General features: G+C 70.5%; 18 protein-coding genes, 3 pseudogenes and 1 riboswitch. Of the genes and pseudogenes, 9 read left to right on the forward strand and 12 right to left on the reverse strand.

Annotated elements, in window-relative coordinates; translation table 11 throughout:
* Positions 1–593: 593 nt before the first annotated feature.
* The 3 genes from AB5J49_RS12735 to AB5J49_RS12745 all read right to left on the reverse strand — a co-directional run bounded on the left by AB5J49_RS12735 (position 594) and on the right by AB5J49_RS12745 (position 2,643).
* Entirely contained in the window at positions 594–965 is a 372-nt protein-coding gene (locus AB5J49_RS12735) for an Rv2175c family DNA-binding protein (protein WP_058925820.1), read from the reverse strand.
* Positions 966–1,042: 77 nt separating this feature from the next.
* The gene (locus tag AB5J49_RS12740) at positions 1,043–2,260 is read right to left on the reverse strand and encodes an NAD(P)/FAD-dependent oxidoreductase (RefSeq protein ID WP_369168723.1); all 1,218 of its coding nucleotides are present in this window, start codon (positions 2,258–2,260) and stop codon (positions 1,043–1,045) included.
* Positions 2,261–2,292: 32 nt separating this feature from the next.
* A complete protein-coding gene (locus tag AB5J49_RS12745) occupies positions 2,293–2,643 on the reverse strand; it encodes a hypothetical protein (protein WP_369168724.1) in 351 nt (116 codons plus the stop codon).
* Between the two features lie 52 nt (positions 2,644–2,695).
* Positions 2,696–2,807, forward strand: a riboswitch (TPP riboswitch).
* Between AB5J49_RS12745 and thiO the strand changes: the two are divergent.
* From thiO to AB5J49_RS12775, 6 genes and pseudogenes are all read left to right on the forward strand, one after another.
* A pseudogene (thiO, locus tag AB5J49_RS12750) lies at positions 2,805–3,970 on the forward strand (glycine oxidase ThiO). Its footprint overlaps the riboswitch before it by 3 nt.
* Complete coding sequence (thiS, locus tag AB5J49_RS12755; protein ID WP_369168725.1) at positions 3,967–4,191, forward strand: sulfur carrier protein ThiS; 225 nt, start codon at positions 3,967–3,969, stop codon at positions 4,189–4,191. Before thiO ends, thiS begins: the two are co-directional and overlap by 4 nt.
* A gap of 3 nt (positions 4,192–4,194) precedes the next feature.
* On the forward strand, positions 4,195–4,989 hold the full coding sequence (locus AB5J49_RS12760) for a thiazole synthase (protein WP_369168726.1): 795 nt from the start codon (positions 4,195–4,197) through the stop codon (positions 4,987–4,989).
* A gap of 118 nt (positions 4,990–5,107) precedes the next feature.
* Positions 5,108–7,045, forward strand: coding sequence for a Stk1 family PASTA domain-containing Ser/Thr kinase (gene pknB / locus AB5J49_RS12765; protein WP_369168727.1), 1,938 nt, complete (start codon positions 5,108–5,110; stop codon positions 7,043–7,045).
* Positions 7,046–7,105: 60 nt separating this feature from the next.
* On the forward strand, positions 7,106–7,999 hold the full coding sequence (locus AB5J49_RS12770) for a deoxyribonuclease IV (RefSeq protein ID WP_369168728.1): 894 nt from the start codon (positions 7,106–7,108) through the stop codon (positions 7,997–7,999).
* 76 nt (positions 8,000–8,075) lie between these two features.
* The gene (locus AB5J49_RS12775; RefSeq protein ID WP_369168729.1) at positions 8,076–8,567 is read left to right on the forward strand and encodes a DUF4396 domain-containing protein; all 492 of its coding nucleotides are present in this window, start codon (positions 8,076–8,078) and stop codon (positions 8,565–8,567) included.
* A gap of 3 nt (positions 8,568–8,570) precedes the next feature.
* Here the strand turns inward: AB5J49_RS12775 and AB5J49_RS12780 are convergent, their stop codons facing one another.
* Positions 8,571–9,203, reverse strand: a complete 633-nt coding sequence (locus AB5J49_RS12780; protein ID WP_369168730.1) for a sulfite oxidase-like oxidoreductase — start codon at positions 9,201–9,203, stop codon at positions 8,571–8,573.
* Positions 9,204–9,379: 176 nt separating this feature from the next.
* Here AB5J49_RS12780 and bfr point away from each other — a divergent pair, with 176 nt between their 5' ends.
* A complete protein-coding gene (bfr, locus tag AB5J49_RS12785; protein WP_175432084.1) occupies positions 9,380–9,856 on the forward strand; it encodes a bacterioferritin in 477 nt (158 codons plus the stop codon).
* An 8-nt stretch (positions 9,857–9,864) separates the two neighbouring features.
* On the opposite strand, the gene AB5J49_RS12790 is transcribed toward bfr, so the two are convergent.
* On the reverse strand, positions 9,865–10,089 hold the full coding sequence (locus AB5J49_RS12790; protein WP_369168731.1) for a bacterioferritin-associated ferredoxin: 225 nt from the start codon (positions 10,087–10,089) through the stop codon (positions 9,865–9,867).
* Positions 10,090–10,245: 156 nt separating this feature from the next.
* Positions 10,246–11,598 carry a class II 3-deoxy-7-phosphoheptulonate synthase gene (locus AB5J49_RS12795; protein WP_369168732.1) on the reverse strand — a complete coding sequence of 451 codons (1,353 nt, stop codon included), beginning with the start codon at positions 11,596–11,598 and terminating at the stop codon, positions 10,246–10,248.
* A gap of 96 nt (positions 11,599–11,694) precedes the next feature.
* Here AB5J49_RS12795 and AB5J49_RS12800 point away from each other — a divergent pair, with 96 nt between their 5' ends.
* Positions 11,695–11,751 (forward strand): trp operon leader peptide, encoded by a 57-nt coding sequence (locus AB5J49_RS12800; RefSeq protein WP_071528813.1) that lies wholly within the window; start codon positions 11,695–11,697, stop codon positions 11,749–11,751.
* Between the two features lie 116 nt (positions 11,752–11,867).
* Positions 11,868–13,763 carry an anthranilate synthase family protein gene (locus AB5J49_RS12805; protein WP_369168733.1) on the forward strand — a complete coding sequence of 632 codons (1,896 nt, stop codon included), beginning with the start codon at positions 11,868–11,870 and terminating at the stop codon, positions 13,761–13,763.
* A gap of 87 nt (positions 13,764–13,850) precedes the next feature.
* Here AB5J49_RS12805 and AB5J49_RS12810 read toward each other — a convergent pair.
* From AB5J49_RS12810 to AB5J49_RS12835, 6 genes and pseudogenes are all read right to left on the reverse strand, one after another.
* Positions 13,851–13,952 (reverse strand): annotated as a pseudogene (locus tag AB5J49_RS12810) (2-hydroxyacid dehydrogenase); the annotation flags it as partial.
* A gap of 156 nt (positions 13,953–14,108) precedes the next feature.
* On the reverse strand, positions 14,109–15,137 hold the full coding sequence (locus tag AB5J49_RS12815; protein WP_369168734.1) for a 6-phosphofructokinase: 1,029 nt from the start codon (positions 15,135–15,137) through the stop codon (positions 14,109–14,111).
* A gap of 138 nt (positions 15,138–15,275) precedes the next feature.
* Positions 15,276–15,968: a response regulator gene (locus AB5J49_RS12820; protein ID WP_369168735.1), complete on the reverse strand. Its 693-nt coding sequence runs from the start codon at positions 15,966–15,968 to the stop codon at positions 15,276–15,278.
* The gene (macS, locus tag AB5J49_RS12825; RefSeq protein ID WP_369168736.1) at positions 15,965–17,194 is read right to left on the reverse strand and encodes a MacS family sensor histidine kinase; all 1,230 of its coding nucleotides are present in this window, start codon (positions 17,192–17,194) and stop codon (positions 15,965–15,967) included. Before macS ends, AB5J49_RS12820 begins: the two co-directional genes overlap by 4 nt.
* Before the next feature lie 121 nt (positions 17,195–17,315).
* A pseudogene (locus AB5J49_RS12830) lies at positions 17,316–18,079 on the reverse strand (lysophospholipid acyltransferase family protein).
* Between the two features lie 62 nt (positions 18,080–18,141).
* Positions 18,142–18,264, reverse strand: coding sequence for a hypothetical protein (locus AB5J49_RS12835; RefSeq protein ID WP_369168737.1), 123 nt, complete (start codon positions 18,262–18,264; stop codon positions 18,142–18,144).
* Positions 18,265–18,271 lie beyond the last annotated feature (7 nt).

Genomic DNA, 18,271 nt, shown 5'->3' on the forward strand with positions numbered 1-18,271 from the left:
GAGGTCTGGAGCCGCCGGACAGCGCTTGGCGCCGCGGCCGCCGCTGCCCGGGGGTGACGTACCCCACAACGCCGAGACGGCACCCGCCCACGTTTGAGGCGACGACAGACGGACGACAGGCCCGGCACCCTCCGCGGCTCATGGCGACACGTGCCCACCGTCCGACGTGGCAGCCCACCACTCGGACCCGGACGTCGTGCGCCTGCCCATGCCACGGGTGGACGTGGCCGCCCGGGCCCGAGCGTGGATGCAGGACCGGCCCACACCCACACGGCGGCGCCCTGCCTGGCGCCTGTGGTGTCGCGTGCTCAGTTGTCGGCTGTCGGGTGTCGGCTGGACGGCCGTGGGCCCAGCGGCAAGCGGCCGCGCGGTCGCTTGCCGTCGTATTGATGGCGGATGGATCGATGGCATACGGACCCCGCCCGAGAACCGGGCGAACCCATGCGGCAGGCGCTCGCGCACACCGCACGCCGCTCACCACCCACTCCGGCCTCCGGCCCCGCCTCCCGCGGGCCGCAGTCAATCGCGACCGCGGCCCGCAGGAGAGGAGCCCGGTCCAAAGGCCGGACAGTGTTCGGATCAGGGCGTTCGGTTCAGACGGCGAGCGCCTGGGCGCGGCGCTTCACCTCCGTGCCGCGATTCTCGCTGAGGGCCTGCGCGGGGGTGCCGGGCAGGCTTTCATCGGGGGTGAAGAGCCACTCCAGCATCTCTTCGTCCGTAAAGCCGTCGTCCCGCAGGAGCGTCAAGGTCCCGGACAGGCCCTTGACGACCTTCTGCTCGGCCCCGTCGATAAAGGCGGCGGGGACGTGCAGTGCGCGGTTCTCACCACGGCGTACGGCGATGAGCTGGCCGTCCTTGACCAGCTGCCGGACGCGGGTCACCTCGACATCGAGCATCTCTGCGATGTCGGGGAGGGTGAGCCAGGCGGGGACGAGAGCATCGATCTTTGCGTCAATCTCGGTCACGGAAACAAGCCTGCCATCTGCCACTGACAGTCGGAAGCCAGGCCCGTCCGACCAGGGCCACCACCCCGCTCTCGGCCCTATGCCGTCGCCGCCTTCATCGGCCGCGCCGGGTCCGCCAACAGCGCCGCGTCCATCGGCGTACCCGCCTCGATCAGCCGCCGTCCCTGCGCCAGATCCCTCGGCCGGCCCACCGCCAACAGGGCGACCAGGCGGTCGCCCTTCAGCCAGCAGACCGTCCAGGCCGGGCCCGACGGGTCGCCGCGCCACAGCGTCGTGTCGGCGGCGGCGTGGTGGCCGGCGTACTGGACGAACCGGCCGAACTGCTCGGACCAGAAGTACGGCACCGGGTCGTAGACCGCGGGCGTCTCACCGAGGATGTTCGCGGCGACCGTCCGCGGGCCCTGGAGGGCGTTGTCCCAGTGGTGGACCAGCAGGCGTGCGCCATACCTTCCCGAAGGGAAGGAGGCGCAGTCGCCGACCGCGTAGACGTCCGGCACGGAGGTGCGCAGGGCGTCGTCGGCCACCACCTCGCCGTGCGCCCCGAGCTCGATGCCCGAGCCGGCCAGCCAGGCCGTGGCGGGCCGCGCCCCGATGCCGACCACGACAGCGCCCGCGGGCAGCCGCGAGCCGTCGTCGAGGAGCACCGCGCCGGGCTCGACGCGCTCCACGCGCGCGTGCGTACGCAGCACCGCCCCGCTGTCCTCGTACCAGGCGGTCATCGGCGCCGCCACCTCCGCGGGCAGCGCACCCGCGAGCGGCCGGTCGGCGGCCTCCACGACCGTCACCGCGCAGCCCGCCTCGCGCGCGGCCGTGGCGAACTCCGCGCCGATCCAGCCCGCGCCGACGACCACGATGTCGTGCTGCCGGGCGAGCACCGGCCGCAACCGCTCGGCGTCGTCCAGGGTGCGCAGCAGATGCACACCGGGGACGCCCTCCACGCCCGGCAGCCGGATCGGTTCGGCGCCGGTGGCGAGCACGAGGACGTCGTACGGGACGGGCCCCGCCTCGGTGTCCAGTTCATGGTCGGAGGGGCGCACGCCCAGCACCTCGCGCCCCAGCTGAAGTTCGATGCCGAGCGCCTCGAAGTCGACGTCGAAGGCGGAGCCCTCGGACTTGCCCAGCAGCACGGCCTTGGACAGGGGCGGCCGGTCGTAGGGCTGATGGGGCTCGGCGCCGATCAGTGTGACGGTGCCGGTGAAGCCCTGTTCCCGTAGGGCGACCGCCGTCTGCACACCGGCCATGCCGGCGCCGGCGACGACCACTCTCCGCTGCGACTGCGTCGTCTGCTCACTCACCTGATCACCATAGACAACTGACAAATCGTCAGTCAGGAGTCGTGCTCAGTGACCTGCTCCACAACGCTGGTCCCGCTGCCCGCCTGCGACTCCCACTCCCAGCTCTCCTCCAGACGCACCCGCCCGTCGGGAAGCTCGACCACCGTGGACACGCAGTGGCCCGACGACGTCGTCCCGTCCCGCTTGAGCTGCACGTACCGGAAGTCCAACCGGTCGTCTTCCCTGCCACCCACCAGATACCCGCGTACGACGTCTCCGCCCGCGTACTCGGCCCAGATCTCGCCGTCCTTCTCGTGGTACGAGAACCGGGTACGCGTACCCACCTGACCTGGGGCTTGGTCCGCGACGGGGGCGAGGACGAGACCGTCGAGCGAGCGGGCCATGGGCACGGGCTCCCTTACTGAGACATGTGGCGGCGGGCTAGGGTGGCCAACGTAGAGCACTCGCGGGAGCCCGGACGCACCGGGCTGAGAGGGAGGCTGGCGGCCTCCGACCGTACGAACCTGATCCGGGTCATGCCGGCGAAGGGAGGGGCTGGACGCCCATGTCGCGTACGCGTACGTCAGACGTCCTCGTCATCGGGGGCGGAATCATCGGCCTGGTCACGGCATGGCGGGCCGCCGGGCGCGGGTTCACGACGGCCGTCGTGGATCCCGAGCCGGGCGCGGCGCCGCCCAGGTGGCGGCCGGGATGCTGGCCGCCGTCACGGAACTGCACTACGGCGAGCAGACCCTGCTCGGCCTGAACCTCGCCTCGGCCCGCCGTTACCCGGACTTCGCGGCCGAGCTCACCGACCTCACCGGCCACGACCTGGGCTATCGCCGGTGCGGCACGCTCGCGGTCGCGCTGGACTCCGACGACCGCGCCCATCTGCGCGAACTGCACACCCTGCAGCGCCAGTCCGGGCTGGACTCCGAGTGGCTGTCGGGGCGGGAGTGCCGACGCCTGGAGCCGATGCTCGCGCCGGGCGTGCGCGGGGGGCTGCGCGTGGACGGCGACCACCAGATCGATCCGCGGCGGCTGGCCGGGGCGCTGGTGGCCGCGTGCGAGCGGGCCGGAGTGATCTTCCACCGGACGTGGGCCGAGCGCTTCGACGTCGTACGGGATCGGGCCGCCGGTGTCACCACGCCGGACGGCACCGAGCTGGTCGCGGGCCAGGTCGTCCTCGCGGCCGGCAGCCTCAGCGGGCGACTGCCCGGAGTCCCGGACGACGTACTGCCGCCGGTGCGCCCCGTGAAGGGGCAGGTGCTGCGGCTGACCGTGCCGAAGCGGTACGCGCCGTTCCTGAACCGGACCGTGCGGGCCGTGGTGCGCGGCAGCCAGGTGTACCTGGTGCCGCGCGAGAGCGGGGAGCTGGTCGTCGGAGCGACGAGCGAGGAGCTGGGCTGGGACACCACGGTGACCGCGGGCGGCGTGTACGAGCTGCTGCGCGACGCCCACGAGCTGGTGCCGGGCATCACGGAACTGCCGCTCACCGAGACGCGGGCGGGCCTGCGCCCCGGCTCCCCCGACAACGCGCCGCTGCTCGGCCCGACCGAGCTGGAGGGGCTGTCGCTGGCCACCGGGCACTACCGCAACGGCGTGCTGCTCACGCCGGTCACCGGCGACACCATGGCGCACGTCCTGACCACCGGTGAACTCCCGGACGAGGCCCGGCCGTTCACGCCCAAGCGCTTCAGCGCCGCCGCACTCACGGAGCAGCCCGCATGAGCACCTCGGTGAACACCCCTCTCACCATCTCGGTCAACGGCGAGCGTCGGCAGATCGAGCCCGGCACGGCTCTCGACACGCTCGTGCAGTCCCTCACAGCGGCGCCCTCCGGAGTGGCCGCCGCCCTCAACGAAACCGTCGTACCGCGCGCGCAGTGGTCGTCGACGTCCCTGTCCGAGGGGGACCGCGTCGAGGTCCTCACCGCCGTCCAAGGAGGCTGAACCATGGCCGACGATCCCTTTGTCATCAGCGACACGTCCTTCACGTCCCGCCTGATCATGGGCACGGGCGGGGCGCCCAGCCTGGAGGTCCTGGAGCGGGCGCTGGTGGCGTCCGGGACGGAGCTGACGACGGTCGCCATGCGGCGTGTGAACCCCTCGGTCCACGGCTCCGTGCTGTCGGTGCTCGAGAAGCTCGGCATCCGGGTGCTGCCCAACACGGCGGGGTGCTTCACGGCCGGTGAGGCCGTGCTGACGGCCCGCCTCGCGCGCGAGGCACTCGGTACGGATCTGATCAAGCTGGAGGTCATCGCCGACGAGCGGACGCTGCTGCCGGATCCGATCGAGCTGCTGGACGCCGCGGAGACGCTGGTGGACGACGGGTTCACCGTGCTGCCGTACACGAATGACGACCCTGTGCTGGCGCGGAAGCTTCAGGACGTGGGCTGTGCCGCGATCATGCCGCTCGGCTCCCCGATCGGCTCGGGGCTCGGCATCCGCAACCCGCACAACTTCCAGCTGATCGTGGAGCACGCACGCGTGCCGGTGATCCTGGACGCCGGTGCCGGCACGGCGTCGGACGCGGCGCTCGCGATGGAGCTGGGGTGCGCGGGTGTGATGCTCGCCTCGGCGGTGACACGGGCGCAGGAGCCGGTAATGATGGCCGACGCGATGCGGCATGCGGTGGAGGCGGGGCGGCTGGCGTACCGGGCGGGGCGGATTCCGCGGCGGCACTTCGCGCAGGCGTCGTCTCCGGTGGAGGGCGTCGCACGGCTGGACCCGGAACGCCCCGCATTCTGAACACGCGTTCGACGAAGACCTTCGGCCAATGAGTCGTCCGTCACAGCTCGGCTGCAGTCACGCCCCGATCCCGACGGAACCGGCAGGCGTGTCAGTGTCGGCTCGTACACTCACCTGCGTGGATACGACCCTTCAGGACCCTCTGGTCGGGCAGGTGCTCGACGGCCGGTATCGCGTCGACGCGCGGATCGCCGTCGGCGGGATGGCCACGGTCTACCGGGCCCTGGACACCCGCCTCGACCGCGTGCTCGCGCTCAAGGTGATGCATCCCGCGCTGGCGGTGGACGGGGTGTTCGTCGAGCGGTTCATCCGTGAGGCCAAGTCCGTCGCCCGGCTCGCGCACCCCAATGTGGTGCAGGTCTTCGACCAGGGCACCGACGGGTCGTACGTCTATCTCGCCATGGAGTACGTCGCGGGCTGCACCCTGCGTGACGTACTGCGCGAGCGCGGGGCGCTCCAGCCCCGCGCCGCCCTCGACATCCTGGAGCCGGTGCTCGCGGCGCTCGGTGCCGCGCACCGCGCCGGGTTCGTGCACCGGGACATGAAGCCGGAGAACGTCCTGATAGGGGACGACGGGCGGGTCAAGGTCGCCGACTTCGGGCTCGTGCGGTCCGTGGACACCGTGACCAGCACCACCGGCGCCGTGCTCGGCACCGTCTCCTATCTCGCGCCCGAGCAGATCGAGCAGCCCGGTGCCGCCGACGCCCGCGTCGACGTGTACGCGTGCGGTGTCGTCCTCTACGAGATGCTCACCGGCGACAAGCCGCACGACGGGGACTCCCCCGCGGTGGTGCTCTACAAGCACCTGCACGAGGACGTCCCGCCGCCCTCGGCGATCGTGCCGGGGCTGGCGTACGAACTCGACGAGTTGGTCGCGTCGGCCACCGCGCGCACCCCGGACCTGCGTCCGTACGACGCCGTGGCGCTGCTCGCCCACGCGCGGGAGACACGCGCCGCGCTGAGCGCGGACCAGCTGGACGCGGTGCCGCCGCAGGCGCTCGCGGCTGAGCGCACCAACGCCGACGACCGTACGAGCGTGATCCCGCGCGCGCTGACCATCCAGCGGCCACTGCCCGTGAACGAGGACGAGCCCGAGGCCGTCTTCAACCGGACCAGCCGACTGGAGAGCCCGCCACCCCCGCCGCCCCGGCGCCGGTCGCGGACCCCGCGTGCGCCGCGCGGCCCGCTGGTCATCGTCGCCGCCGTCCTGCTGGCCCTCGGCCTCGGCGTCGGTATCTGGTACATCAACTCCGGCCAGTTCACCAAGGTCCCGTCCCTGCTGTCCAAGACCGAGGCGCAGGCCACGGACCAGCTGGCGAAGGCCGGGCTGGAGCTCGGCAAGGTGGAACGCTCGTACAGCGACACCGTCGAGCGCGGCACCGTCATCAGCACGGACCCGGAGACGGGCGCCCGCATCCGGCACAACGACTCCGTGAACCTGGTCATCTCGGCCGGACCGCAGACCGTGAAGGTGCCCGACCTCCAGGGATACCCGCTGGCCAAGGCGAGGACCGAGCTGAAGGAGAGCGGACTCGAACCGGGCATGGTGACCCGGGAGTTCAACGACGACATCACCAGGGGCTCCGTGATCTCCGTGGACCCCGAGACCGGCACCAAGGTCCGCTCCGGCTCCGCGGTCGCGCTCACCGTCAGCAAGGGCAGCCCGGTGGACGTCCCGGATGTCACCGGCGAGAGCCTGGCCGACGCGAAGGCCGACCTGGCGGAGGCCGGCCTGAAGGTGAAGGTCGCCGCCGCGCGGGTCAACTCCGACTTCGACGCGGGCCAGGTCGCCCGGCAGTCCCCGACCGACGCCGCGCAGGCCGCCGAGGGCGACACGGTGACGCTGACGCTGTCCAAGGGCCCCGAGATGATCGAGGTCCCGGACGTGGTCGGCGACAGCGTCGACGACGCCAGGGCCGAGCTGGAGGGCGCCGGCTTCGAGGTCGACGAGGACCGTGGCCTGCTCGGGCTGTTCGGCGACACAGTCAAGAAGCAGTCCGTGAAGGGCGGGAAGACGGCACCGAAGGGGTCGACGATCTCGATCACCATCCGGTGACGAAGGCCGTCGATGACGGCCGGTGACGAGGTGGGCCGGGCAGCATGACACCCTGAACAGGTGAGAAGTCAGCAGTCCGGCCCCGCACTCTCGGGCCCCTCCCGCAACCCCATCGGCGGCCACGTCCCCGTGGCCGGCGGTCTCCACTCCGTCGGGCTCACCTACGCCCACGACCTCAAGGCCGAGACGGTCCAGGTCTTCGTCGCCAACCCGCGTGGCTGGGCCACGCCCGCCGGGAATCCGCGGCAGGACGAGGAGTTCCGCGCGGTGTGCGAGGCCGAGTCGATCCCGGCGTATGTGCACGCGCCCTACCTGATCAACTTCGGCTCGCACACCGAGGCGACCGTCGAGAAGTCGGTGGAGTCGCTACGGCACTCGCTGCGGCGCGGGCGGGAGATCGGGGCGCTCGGCGTGGTCGTGCACACGGGCAGCGCGACCGGCGGCCGGGAGCGCTCGGTGGCCCTGAAGCAGGTACGGGAGCACCTTCTGCCGCTGCTCGACGAGCTGACCCACGACGACGACCCCTGTCTGCTCCTGGAGTCCACCGCAGGCCAGGGCGCCTCGCTCTGCTCGCGGACCTGGGACTTCGGGCCGTACTTCGAGGCGCTGGACGCCCATCCGAAGCTGGGCGTGTGCCTGGACACCTGCCACATCTTCGCCGCCGGCCACGACCTGACCGGCCCCTCCGGTATGCACCAGACCCTCGACCTGCTGGTGGACACCGTCGGCGAGGGCCGGCTGAAGCTGATCCACGCCAATGACTCCAAGGACGTCGTCGGCGCGCACAAGGACCGGCACGAGAACATCGGCGCGGGTCACATCGGCGAGGACCCGTTCCGGGCACTGATGACGCACCCGGCCACCGCGGGCGTACCGCTGATCATCGAGACGCCGGGCGGGAAGGAAGGCCATGCGGCGGATGTGGAGCGGCTGAAAAAACTTCGGGACGCATAGCCCGGTACGGAATACCCCTGGGGGGTATACGGTTCTTGCTCGATGCAGGAACCGTGACCTGGCATTGGGGGCTCTCATGCAACACGAAGCACACGCGGCACACGCTCACCACCCCGGCGAGACGGCCGCCACCAGCAGCTGGGCCATGGCCGTCCAGGCCACCCTGCACTGCCTCACCGGCTGCGCCATCGGCGAGATCCTCGGCATGGTGATCGGCACCGCGCTCGGCTGGGGCAGCGCACCGACGCTGATCCTGGCGATCGTCCTGGCCTTCTTCTTCGGCTACGCGCTCACCCTGCGCGGAGTCCTGAAGGCGGGGCTCGGCCTCCGTGCCGCGATCAAGGTGGCACTGGCCGCCGACACCCTCTCCATCGCCGTGATGGAACTCGTCGACAACGGCGTGATCGTGCTGTGGCCGGGCGCCATGGACGCCGAACTCACCGACCCGCTGTTCTGGTGGGTGCTGGCGATCGCGCTCGCCGTCGCCTTCGTGCTGACGACGCCGGTCAACAAGTGGATGATCGGCCGCGGCAAGGGCCACGCGGTGGTGCACCAGCACCACCACTGAACGTCACAGCTCGGGGCCGTCCCCGGGCTCCTCCTGGTACGAGTACCGCTGTTCCTTCCAGGGGTCGCCGATGTTGTGGTAGCCGCGCTCCTCCCAGAAACCGCGGCGGTCGGCGGTCATGTACTCCACGCCGCGGACCCACTTGGGCCCCTTCCAGGCGTACAGATGAGGGACAACCAGGCGGAGGGGGAAACCGTGCTCCGCCGTGAGCAGTTCGCCGTCCTTGTGGGTGGCGAAGATCGCGCCCTCGGAGGCGAAGTCGGAGAGGCGGAGGTTGGAGCTGAAGCCGTACTCCGCCCAGACCATCACGTGGGTGACCGCCGACGCGGGCGGGGCGATCTCCAGGATCGTCCGGGCCGGGATGCCGCCCCACTCCGCACCGAGCATGCTGAACTTCGTGACGCAGTGCAGATCGGCGACGACGCTCGTGTACGGCAGGGCCGCGAACTTCTCGTGGGTCCAGCAGTGCTTCTCGCCGTCGGCGGTGGCGCCGAACACCCTGAACTCCCAGCGTTCGGGGCGAAACTTGGGGACGGGGCCGTAGTGCGTGACCGGCCAGCCGCGCTGCACCCGCTGTCCCGGCGGAAGCTCGGAGTGTGCTGCTGCCCCACTTTCGCGCTCCACCGGCTGACCCATGACTCCATCCTGACAGACCTGGGGCAGTGCACCTGACCACACCCCTCCCCAATTCACCTCATAACGGACTAAGCATGCCCTAACTTACTAAGTGAAGACTTACTGGACGATCTTCCCAGCCGGTGCAATCATGCGGCGCAACCTGCCAGTTCCCCCGCGTGGAAGGAGCCTCTGCGATGCAGGGCGACCCCGAGGTCCTCGAATTCCTGAACGAGCAGCTGACCGGCGAGCTGACGGCGATCAACCAGTACTGGCTGCACTACCGGATCCAGGACAACAAAGGCTGGACGAAGCTCGCCAAGTACACGCGTGAAGAGTCCATCGATGAGATGAAGCACGCGGACAAGATCACCGAGCGCATCCTCATGCTGGACGGCCTGCCCAACTACCAGCGCCTGTTCCACGTACGGGTCGGTCAGACGGTCACCGAGATGTTCCAGGCCGACCGCCAGGTCGAGGTCGAGGCGATCGACCGCCTCAAGCGCGGTGTCGAGGTGATGCGCAGCAAGGGCGACATCACGTCCGCGAACCTCTTCGAGTCGATCCTCGAGGACGAGGAACACCACATCGACTACCTGGACACGCAGCTGGAACTCATCGACAAGCTCGGTGAGGCGCTCTACCTCGCGCAGCAGATCGAGCAGCCGAGCTAGCCGACGGGCTAGGCCGCGTCCGCCAGGTCGGTGAGCACCGGCTGGCCCTGATCGGCCAGCTCGCGGCGCGGGCACGCGCCCCGGCCCAGGAGCGCCTGGATGCGACGTACGCACGACCCGCAGTCCGTGCCCGCCTTACAGGCGGACGCTATCTGGCGGGGCGTACAGGCACCGTTCTCCGCGTGCTGCTTGACCTGCTGCTCGGTGACACCGAAGCAACTGCAGATGTACACGCGGACCACCTCCCGCCGGGATCGAAGTCGTGCCATCCCCTTGATCGGTGAGGCTAACCTAACCTTACCCGTCACACAGGAACCGTAAAAGTGGGGTGGGGCGCGGATCGTATGTGATCCGCGCCCCACCCCGCTGGCGTGTAACAACCGAAACGGTTACTGGTCCCTGTACATCTCAGCGACGAGGAAGGCCAGGTCCAGCGACTGGCTGCGGTTGAGCCGCGGGTCGCAGGCCGTCTCGTAGCGCTGGTGCAGGTCGTCGACGAAGATCTCGTCGCCGCCGCCCACGCACTCGGTGACGTCGTCGCCGGTGAGCTCCACGTGGATGCCGCCCGGGTGGGTGCCGAGGGCCTTGTGGACCTCGAAGAAGCCCTTGACCTCGTCGAGCACGTCGTCGAAACGGCGGGTCTTGTGACCGGAGGCCGCCTCGAAGGTGTTGCCGTGCATCGGGTCGGTCACCCAGGCCACGGTGGCGCCCGAGGCGGTGACCTTCTCGACCAGCTCGGGGAGCTTGTCGCGGACCTTGTCGGCGCCCATGCGGACGATGAAGGTCAGCCGGCCCGGCTCACGGTCGGGGTCCAGGCGCTCGATGTACTGCAGCGCCTCCTCGGCCGTGGTGGTCGGGCCGAGCTTGATGCCGATCGGGTTGCGGATCTGCGACGCGAACTCGATGTGCGCGTGGTCCAGCTGCCGGGTGCGCTCGCCGATCCACACCATGTGCGCCGAGACGTCGTACAGCTTCCCGGTGCGCGAGTCGACACGGGTCAGCGCCGACTCGTAGTCGAGCAGCAGCGCCTCGTGCGAGGAGTAGAACTCGACCGTCTTGAACTCCTCCGGGTCGGTCCCGCAGGCGTGCATGAAGTTGAGCGCCTGGTCGATCTCCCGGGCGAGCTGCTCGTAGCGCTGCCCGGAGGGGGACGACTTCACGAAGTCCTGGTTCCAGGCGTGCACCTGGCGCAGGTCGGCGTAGCCGCCGGTGGTGAAGGCGCGCACCAGGTTCAGCGTCGAGGCGGACGCGTTGTACATCCGCTTCAGGCGCTCGGGGTCCGGGATGCGGGCGGCCTCGTTGAAGTCGAAGCCGTTGACCGAGTCGCCGCGGTACGTCGGCAGGGTCACGCCGTCGCGGGTCTCGGTGCCCTTGGAGCGCGGCTTGGAGTACTGGCCGGCGATCCGGCCGACCTTCACGACCGGCACCGAGGCGGCGTACGTCAGCACGGCGCCCATCTGGAGCAGGGTCTTGAGCTTGTTACGGATGTGGTCGGCGGACACCGCGTCGAATGCCTCGGCGCAGTCGCCGCCCTGGAGAAGGAACGCCTCTCCCTTGGCGACGGCCGCCATCCGGGCGCGCAGCTGGTCGCACTCGCCCGCGAAGACGAGCGGCGGATACGACTCGAGGTCCGCGATCACTGCGCGCAGAGCCTCGGTGTCGGGGTACTCGGGCTGCTGCGCCGCGGGCAGGTCTCGCCAGGTGTTGCCAGCACTCGCGCTGGTCTTAGCGTTCACGGTCACGACCTCAACATTACGGGGTCGTGTCGGGCGTCCAGCCCCATGCCCAGCAATTGAGACACGGGGTACACGCCTCGGACTTGGGGTAGGGTGCCTCGCATGTTCGCGCACTCGACCCAGAACTGGTGGTGGACCGCTCATCCGGCGGCCCACTGACTGCGCGTACGCAAGACTTCGCGAAGGCCGCCCGAGGGGCGGCCTTCGGTGTTTTCCGGGGTCCGTTCCTCTCCCACTGAGTACCACTGAGTCTCACTGAGAAGGAGCACGGATCCATGAACCTGCTCGGCTTGCTGGACGACCCCCGCCCGTTCGCCCTGCTGCGCCGCCGCACCCCGGGCCACGATCACGAGACGGTGGAGGTCCTGATCGGCCCGGTCAGTACCCACGACCGTCTGGCCGACCTCCCCGACGAGGGCCTGGCGCTCATCCCCTTCCGCCAGATCCGCGAGCGCGGCTTCGACGTCCACGACGACGGCACGCCGCTGTCGGTGCTGACGCCGCAGGAGTCGTACGACATCTCGCTCGCCGATGCTCTCGACCAGCTCCCCTCGCACGACGTGCGCGTCGAGAGCGGTGGGTTCGACGTCGGTGACGAGGAGTACGCGGAGATCGTCGGGCGTGTCCTGCGGGAGGAGATCGGGCGGGGCGAGGGCGCGAACTTCGTGATCCGGCGGACGTACGAGGGCCAAATCCCGGGGTTCGGCCGCGCCGACGCGCTCGCGCTGTTCCGGCGGCTGCTGGAGGGTGAGCGGGGCGCGTACTGGACCTTCGTCGTGCACACCGGGGAGCGCACGCTGGTCGGGGCGAGCCCCGAGGTGCACGTGCGGATGTCCGGCGGGACCGTCGTCATGAACCCGATCAGCGGGACGTACCGCTATCCCGCCGATGGGCCGACGCCCGAGCACCTGCTCGGCTTCCTCGCCGACGGCAAGGAGATCGAGGAGCTGTCGATGGTCGTCGACGAGGAGCTCAAGATGATGTGCACCGTCGGTGACATGGGCGGGGTCGTCGTCGGGCCCCGGCTGAAGGAGATGGCACACCTCGCGCACACCGAGTACGAGCTGCGGGGCAAGTCCTCGCTGGATGTGCGGGAGGTCCTGAAGGAGACCATGTTCGCGGCCACCGTCACCGGCTCGCCGGTGCAGAACGCCTGCCGGGTCATCGAGCGGTACGAGCCCCTCGGGCGGGACGGTGTCGGGCGCGGTTACTACGCGGGGGCGCTCGCGCTCATCGGCCGGGACTCGGGCGGGGCCCAGACCCTCGACTCCCCCATCCTCATCCGCACCGCCGACATCGACACGCACGGCGGGCTGCGGGTACCGGTCGGCGCCACCCTGGTACGCGGCTCGGACCCGGCGAGCGAGGTCGCGGAGACGCACGCCAAGGCGGCGGGGGTGCTGGCGGCTTTGGGCGTACATCCGTCACGGCCGCGTGGGGAGCACGCGCGCGTACATCTCGCCGACGACCCGCGCGTGCGGGCCGCGCTCGACGGGCGCCGGGCCTCGCTCGCGCCCTTCTGGCTGCGGATGCAGGAGCGCTCCGAGGAGCTGGCCGGACACGCCCTGGTCGTCGACGGCGAGGACACCTTCACGGCGATGCTCGCGCACGTGCTGCGGTCGGGCGGCCTCGAGGTGACCATCCGACGGTACGACGAGCCGGGGCTGCGGGAGACGGTGCTCGCGCACGAGGGCCCGGTGGTGCTGGGTCCCGGTCCCGGCGACCCGTCCGATCTGGAAGACCCCAAGATGCGGTTCCTGCGCGACCTCACCGCCGAGGTCGTCCGCAGTCACCGGCACGGTGTGCTCGGCGTCTGTCTCGGGCACGAGCTGATCGCGGCCGAGCTGGGGCTGGAGATCGTACGCAAGGAAGTGCCGTACCAGGGGGCGCAGACGACGATCGACCTGTTCGGGCGGCCGGAGACGGTCGGTTTCTACAACAGCTTCGTGGCTCGCTGCGACGACGAGTCCCTGCAGGAGCTCGCCGCGCACGGCGTCGAGGTCAGCCGGGCCGACAACCGGGAGGTGCATGCGATGCGCGGGCCAGGGTTCGCCGGCGTGCAGTTCCACCCCGAGTCGGTCCTCACCCTGAACGGCGCCGCCGTCGTACGGGAGCTGGTGGGTCAGCTGCGGGGGACCAGCACGTTCTCGGAGCGGCGGCCCGCCTTGTAGTCGAGGACGTTCCGTCGAGGCCGACACCCGTGAAGCGGCCCTCTCGCAGTTCGGCGACGAGGGCCGCGGTGCCGATGAGGCGCCGGGTCGGCCGTGCAGGTCGCGGCCCATCAAGCCGTCGAGGCGGAAGTCGAAGTCACGCGTGCGGGTGGAGGCCCGCACGATGCGGCGGTTGACCGCCATGGCGAGGCGCTCGGCGACGTCGAGCTCGGCGACCCTCGCGCCCCCTGAGGGCTGCCGCCCCCAGACCCCCGCTTCGGCCCTGAACGGGCCTCGTCCCCAAACGCCGGACGGGCCGAGATTGCCCGACCGGCGCCGAGGACCCAGCCCCCTTCGAGCTCACCGTCAGCCGAAGAAGACCCCGACCTCCTCGTACAGCTTCGGATCCACCGTCTTCAGCTTGGCCGTGGCGTCCGCGATCGGGACCCGGACGATGTTTGTGCCGCGCAGGGCGACCATCTTGCCGAAGTCGCCGTCGCGCACGGCCTCGATGGCGTGCAGCCCGAAGCGGGTGGCGAGCCAGCGGTCGAAGGCGCTGGGCGTGCCGCCGCGCTGGATGTGCCCGAGGACCGTCGTACGGGCTTCCTTGCCCGTGCGCTTCTCGATCTCCTTGGCCAGCCATTCACCGACCCCGGACAGCCGGACGTGCCCGAATGAGTCCAGCGACTCGTCCTTCAGGACCATGTCGCCGTCCTTCGGCATGGCGCCCTCGGCGACGACCACGATCGGGGCGTACGACGCCTTGAAGCGCGAGGTGATCCAGGCGCAGACCTTGTCGACGTCGAAGCGCTGCTCGGGGATGAGGATGACGTTGGCACCGCCGGCCAGCCCGGAGTGGATGGCGATCCAGCCGGCGTGACGGCCCATCACCTCGCAGACCAGGACGCGCATGTGGGACTCGGCGGTGGTGTGCAGCCGGTCGATCGCTTCCGTCGCGATGCCGACGGCGGTGTCGAAGCCGAAGGTGTAGTCGGTGGCGGACAGGTCGTTGTCGATCGTCTTGGGCACGCCGACGCAGGGCACGCCGTACTCGTCGGACAAGCGGGCGGCGACGCCGAGGGTGTCCTCGCCGCCGATGGCGATGAGCGCCCCGACCTCCTGCTTGGCGAGGTTCTCCTTGATACGGCGGATGCCGTCCTCCTGCTTGAGGGGGTTGGTGCGCGAGGAGCCGAGGATGGTGCCGCCGCGGGGCAGGATGCCGCGCACGGCGGGGATGTCGAGACGGACGGTGTCGTTCTCGAGCGGACCTCGCCAGCCGTCCCGGAAGCCGACGAAGTCATAGCCGTACTCCTGCACGCCCTTGCGGACGACGGCCCGGATGACGGCGTTGAGACCGGGGCAGTCGCCGCCTCCGGTCAGTACTCCGACCCGCATGGAAATGTCCCTTCGCCGCGGTTGCCTGGTGAGGCCACGCTAATGGTGATCCAGGTCACAACGGGATGGGCAGGACCGGCAATTCCGGTGAACTGCCGGGTATTTGGTTTACGCGTCGTCAAGCCGACGGCCGATGGATCACTCGTCGTCGAGGCCGCGCTCTATCGCGTACCTCACCAGCTCCACCCGGTTGTGCAGCTGGAGCTTGCCGAGGGTGTTCTGGACGTGGTTCTGGACCGTGCGGTGGGAGATGACCAGGCGTTCGGCGATCTGCTTGTAGCTCAGGCCCTTGGCGACGAGCCGCAGCACCTCGGTCTCGCGCTCGGTGAGCTGCGGGGCCCCCGGCTGGTCGGCGCCCTGCGCGGCGGGCGCCGGTTCGGAGGCGAGGCGGCGGTACTCGCCGAGGACCAGTCCGGCCAGGCCCGGCGTGAACACCGGGTCGCCGACGGCCGTACGGCGCACCGCGTCGAGGAGTTCCTCCGTCGAGGCCGACTTCAGCAGGTAGCCGGTGGCCCCCGACTTCACGGCCTCCAGGACGTCGGCGTGCTCACCGCTCGCGGACAGGACGAGGACGCGCAGGGCAGGGTTGTGGCCGACGAGTTCCTTGCAGACCTGGACGCCGGGCTTGGCCGGCAGGTTCAGGTCGAGCACCAGGACGTCGGGGGCGGCGGCCTTGGCCCGGCGTACGGCCTGGTCGCCGTCGCCCGCCGTGGCGACCACGTCGAAGCCGGACTCGGCCAGGTCGCGGGCGACCGCGTCGCGCCACATGGGGTGGTCGTCGACCACCATGACCTTGATCGGGCCCTGCTGCCCGCTCGCGGTGTCCGTCATCGCTGTTCCGCCTTCCCCCGTGCAGCGCCGCTGTCCTTCGGTACTTTCAGTTCCACTTCGGTGCCCTGCCCCGGCACCGAGATCAGCTCGGCGCTCCCGCCGAGGTCCCGCAGCCGCCCCCGGATCGACAGGGCGACCCCGAGCCGGCCCTCGCCCTCGGCCTGCGCGAGCCGGCCCTCCGGGATGCCGGGTCCGTCGTCCCGTACGGTGACGATCACCGCGTCGGGCTCGTCCTCGACCAGGATCCACGCGCGCGCGTGCTCCCCCGCGTGCTTGCGGACGTTGTCCAGGGCGGCTCCCACCGCCGCGGCCAGCTCCCGCGCGGCGGCCGGGGCCAGCGGCACGGGCGCGCCGGGCTCGGCCAGGCTCACCATGGCGCCGGCGTAGCGGGCGAGCAGCACGCGGAGATCGAGAGGACCGTCGGCGTCGTCGGGCACGTCCACGGCCCGTACGACGGCTCCCTCGGCGGCGTCCTCCGACACCCGCGACACGGGTACGAGGCCGCCCGATACCAGCGTGCGCAGCGCCACCTCCTGCTCGCCGGCCATCCGGCCCAGCTCGGCCGCCTCCCCGCCGATGACGGCGCCGCGCCGCTGCACCATCGCGAGTACCTGGAGCACGCCGTCGTGGATGTCCCGGGCGAGCCGCTCCCGCTCACGCGTCGCCGCCTCGATCTCCAGGGCGCGGGCGAGGGTGCGCTCGGAGGCGCGGGCGACCTCGACGACGTAGCCGATGGCGATGGAGGCGATCCAGACGAGCAGCACCATGTGGATGGTGTCGCGGGTGGGTACGCCGGAGCGTTCGATCAGGTTGGCGGCGGCGACCAAGGTGGAGGCGAAGGCGGCCCAGCGCCAACCGCCCTTGATGGCGAACGCCAGCACGGCGCCCGCGGTCCATATCGAGGGCAGCGTCGGGGCTCCGGCGTCGATCCGCTCGGGCGCCTCGGCGAGCCGGGTGAGCATGATGCCGGCCAGGGCGATGGTGAGGTCCACGGCGAGGAAGCGCTTGGTGCAGCTCGCGGCGTTGGCGACCCTGGGCAGGGTGGCCAGGGTCCAGACGGCCAGTACGGCGAAGTAGGCGATGGCCACCCAGGGGCGGGCGACCTCGTCGTGGGCGCTGATGAAGAGCCCGATCGCGTACACCATGGTCAGCACCCGGTACCCGGCGAGCGCCCGCCACAGCGGCTGCTCGACGGACATCCTCATGACCCGCTCACGCTTGGCCATTACCCCCCTTTTTGGTTCCCCCGACTTTTTGGTACCCCCGACCCGGACGCGGTCGACTCCACGCGGACCGTTCCTTGCGCGGACCGTTCCCTGCGCGGCCGTTCCTTGTGCGGGCCGTTCCCTATTCGGGCTGTTCCTTCTTCTTCGGCGCCTGGTCCTTCTCGGCCTGCGCGAGTGCGGCCTTGGCCGCCTTCTCCGCTTCCTTCTCGGCCTTCGCCGCGTCCGCGATCTGCCGCTTGGCGGCGGTCGCGTACATGTCGACGTACTCCTGGCCGGAGAGCTTCATGATCTCGTACATGACCTCGTCGGTCAGTGCGCGGAGCACGAAACGGTCGTGCTCCATGCCCTGGTACCGGCTGAAGTCCAGGGGCTTGCCGATCCGGATGCCCGGCCGCATGAGCTTGGGCATGACCTTGCCGGGCGGCTGGATCTTCTCCGTGTCGATCATCGCGACCGGGATGACCGGCGCCCCGGTGGCGAGCGCCACGCGCGCGAGGCCGCCGGGCTTGCCCCGGTAGAGCCGGCGTCGGGCGAGCGCGTGCCCTCCGGATAGATGCCGAACAGCTCACCGCGTTCGAGGACTTCTATGCCGCTCTTGATCGCCGCCTCGCCCGCGCCGCGCGCCCCGGAGCGGTCCACGGGCAGCTGGCCGACGCCCTTGAAGAACGCGGCCGTCATCCGGCCCTTGACTCCGGGGGTCGTGAAGTACTCGGCCTTCGCGATGAAGGTCACCTTGCGGTCGAGGACCGCGGGCAGGAAGAACGAGTCGGAAAAAGAGAGGTGGTTGCTCGCGAGGATCGCGGCGCCCTCGGCGGGAACGTTCTCCAGGCCTTCCACCCAGGGCCTGAAGGCGACCTTCAACGGTCCCCCGATGGCCACCTTCATCGCGCCGTACAACAACCGAGTGCCTCCTGTGTCTGTCGGTGAGACCTTAACCCGGAGCACTGTCAAAGAGTCCGACGGCCCTGGTCGGTGTCCGTACGGTCGCGTACGGTGAAGCACACCTGGCTGTATCGATATGCGGCTCCGCCGCGCGGATTCTTGTCGTTCCTCTCACTCATGTCAGTCATGTCCCTC

Origin of the sequence: Streptomyces sp. R28, assembly GCF_041052385.1 — a bacterium.
Classification (GTDB): domain Bacteria; phylum Actinomycetota; class Actinomycetes; order Streptomycetales; family Streptomycetaceae; genus Streptomyces.

Bases quoted from the DNA above. Each gene is read 5' to 3' on its own strand.
- bfr (WP_175432084.1), top strand. From the start codon at position 9,380: ATGCAGGGCGACCCCGAGGTCCTCGAATTCCTGAACGAGCAGCTGACC.
- thiS (WP_369168725.1), top strand. From the start codon at position 3,967: ATGAGCACCTCGGTGAACACCCCTCTCACCATCTCGGTCAACGGCGAG.
- AB5J49_RS12775 (WP_369168729.1), top strand. From the start codon at position 8,076: ATGCAACACGAAGCACACGCGGCACACGCTCACCACCCCGGCGAGACG.
- AB5J49_RS12745 (WP_369168724.1), bottom strand. From the start codon at position 2,643: ATGGCCCGCTCGCTCGACGGTCTCGTCCTCGCCCCCGTCGCGGACCAA.
- macS (WP_369168736.1), bottom strand. From the start codon at position 17,194: ATGGCCAAGCGTGAGCGGGTCATGAGGATGTCCGTCGAGCAGCCGCTG.
- AB5J49_RS12780 (WP_369168730.1), bottom strand. From the start codon at position 9,203: ATGGGTCAGCCGGTGGAGCGCGAAAGTGGGGCAGCAGCACACTCCGAG.
- AB5J49_RS12835 (WP_369168737.1), bottom strand. From the start codon at position 18,264: ATGACTGACATGAGTGAGAGGAACGACAAGAATCCGCGCGGCGGAGCC.
- AB5J49_RS12815 (WP_369168734.1), bottom strand. From the start codon at position 15,137: ATGCGGGTCGGAGTACTGACCGGAGGCGGCGACTGCCCCGGTCTCAAC.
- AB5J49_RS12760 (WP_369168726.1), top strand. From the start codon at position 4,195: ATGGCCGACGATCCCTTTGTCATCAGCGACACGTCCTTCACGTCCCGC.
- AB5J49_RS12820 (WP_369168735.1), bottom strand. From the start codon at position 15,968: ATGACGGACACCGCGAGCGGGCAGCAGGGCCCGATCAAGGTCATGGTG.
- AB5J49_RS12805 (WP_369168733.1), top strand. From the start codon at position 11,868: ATGAACCTGCTCGGCTTGCTGGACGACCCCCGCCCGTTCGCCCTGCTG.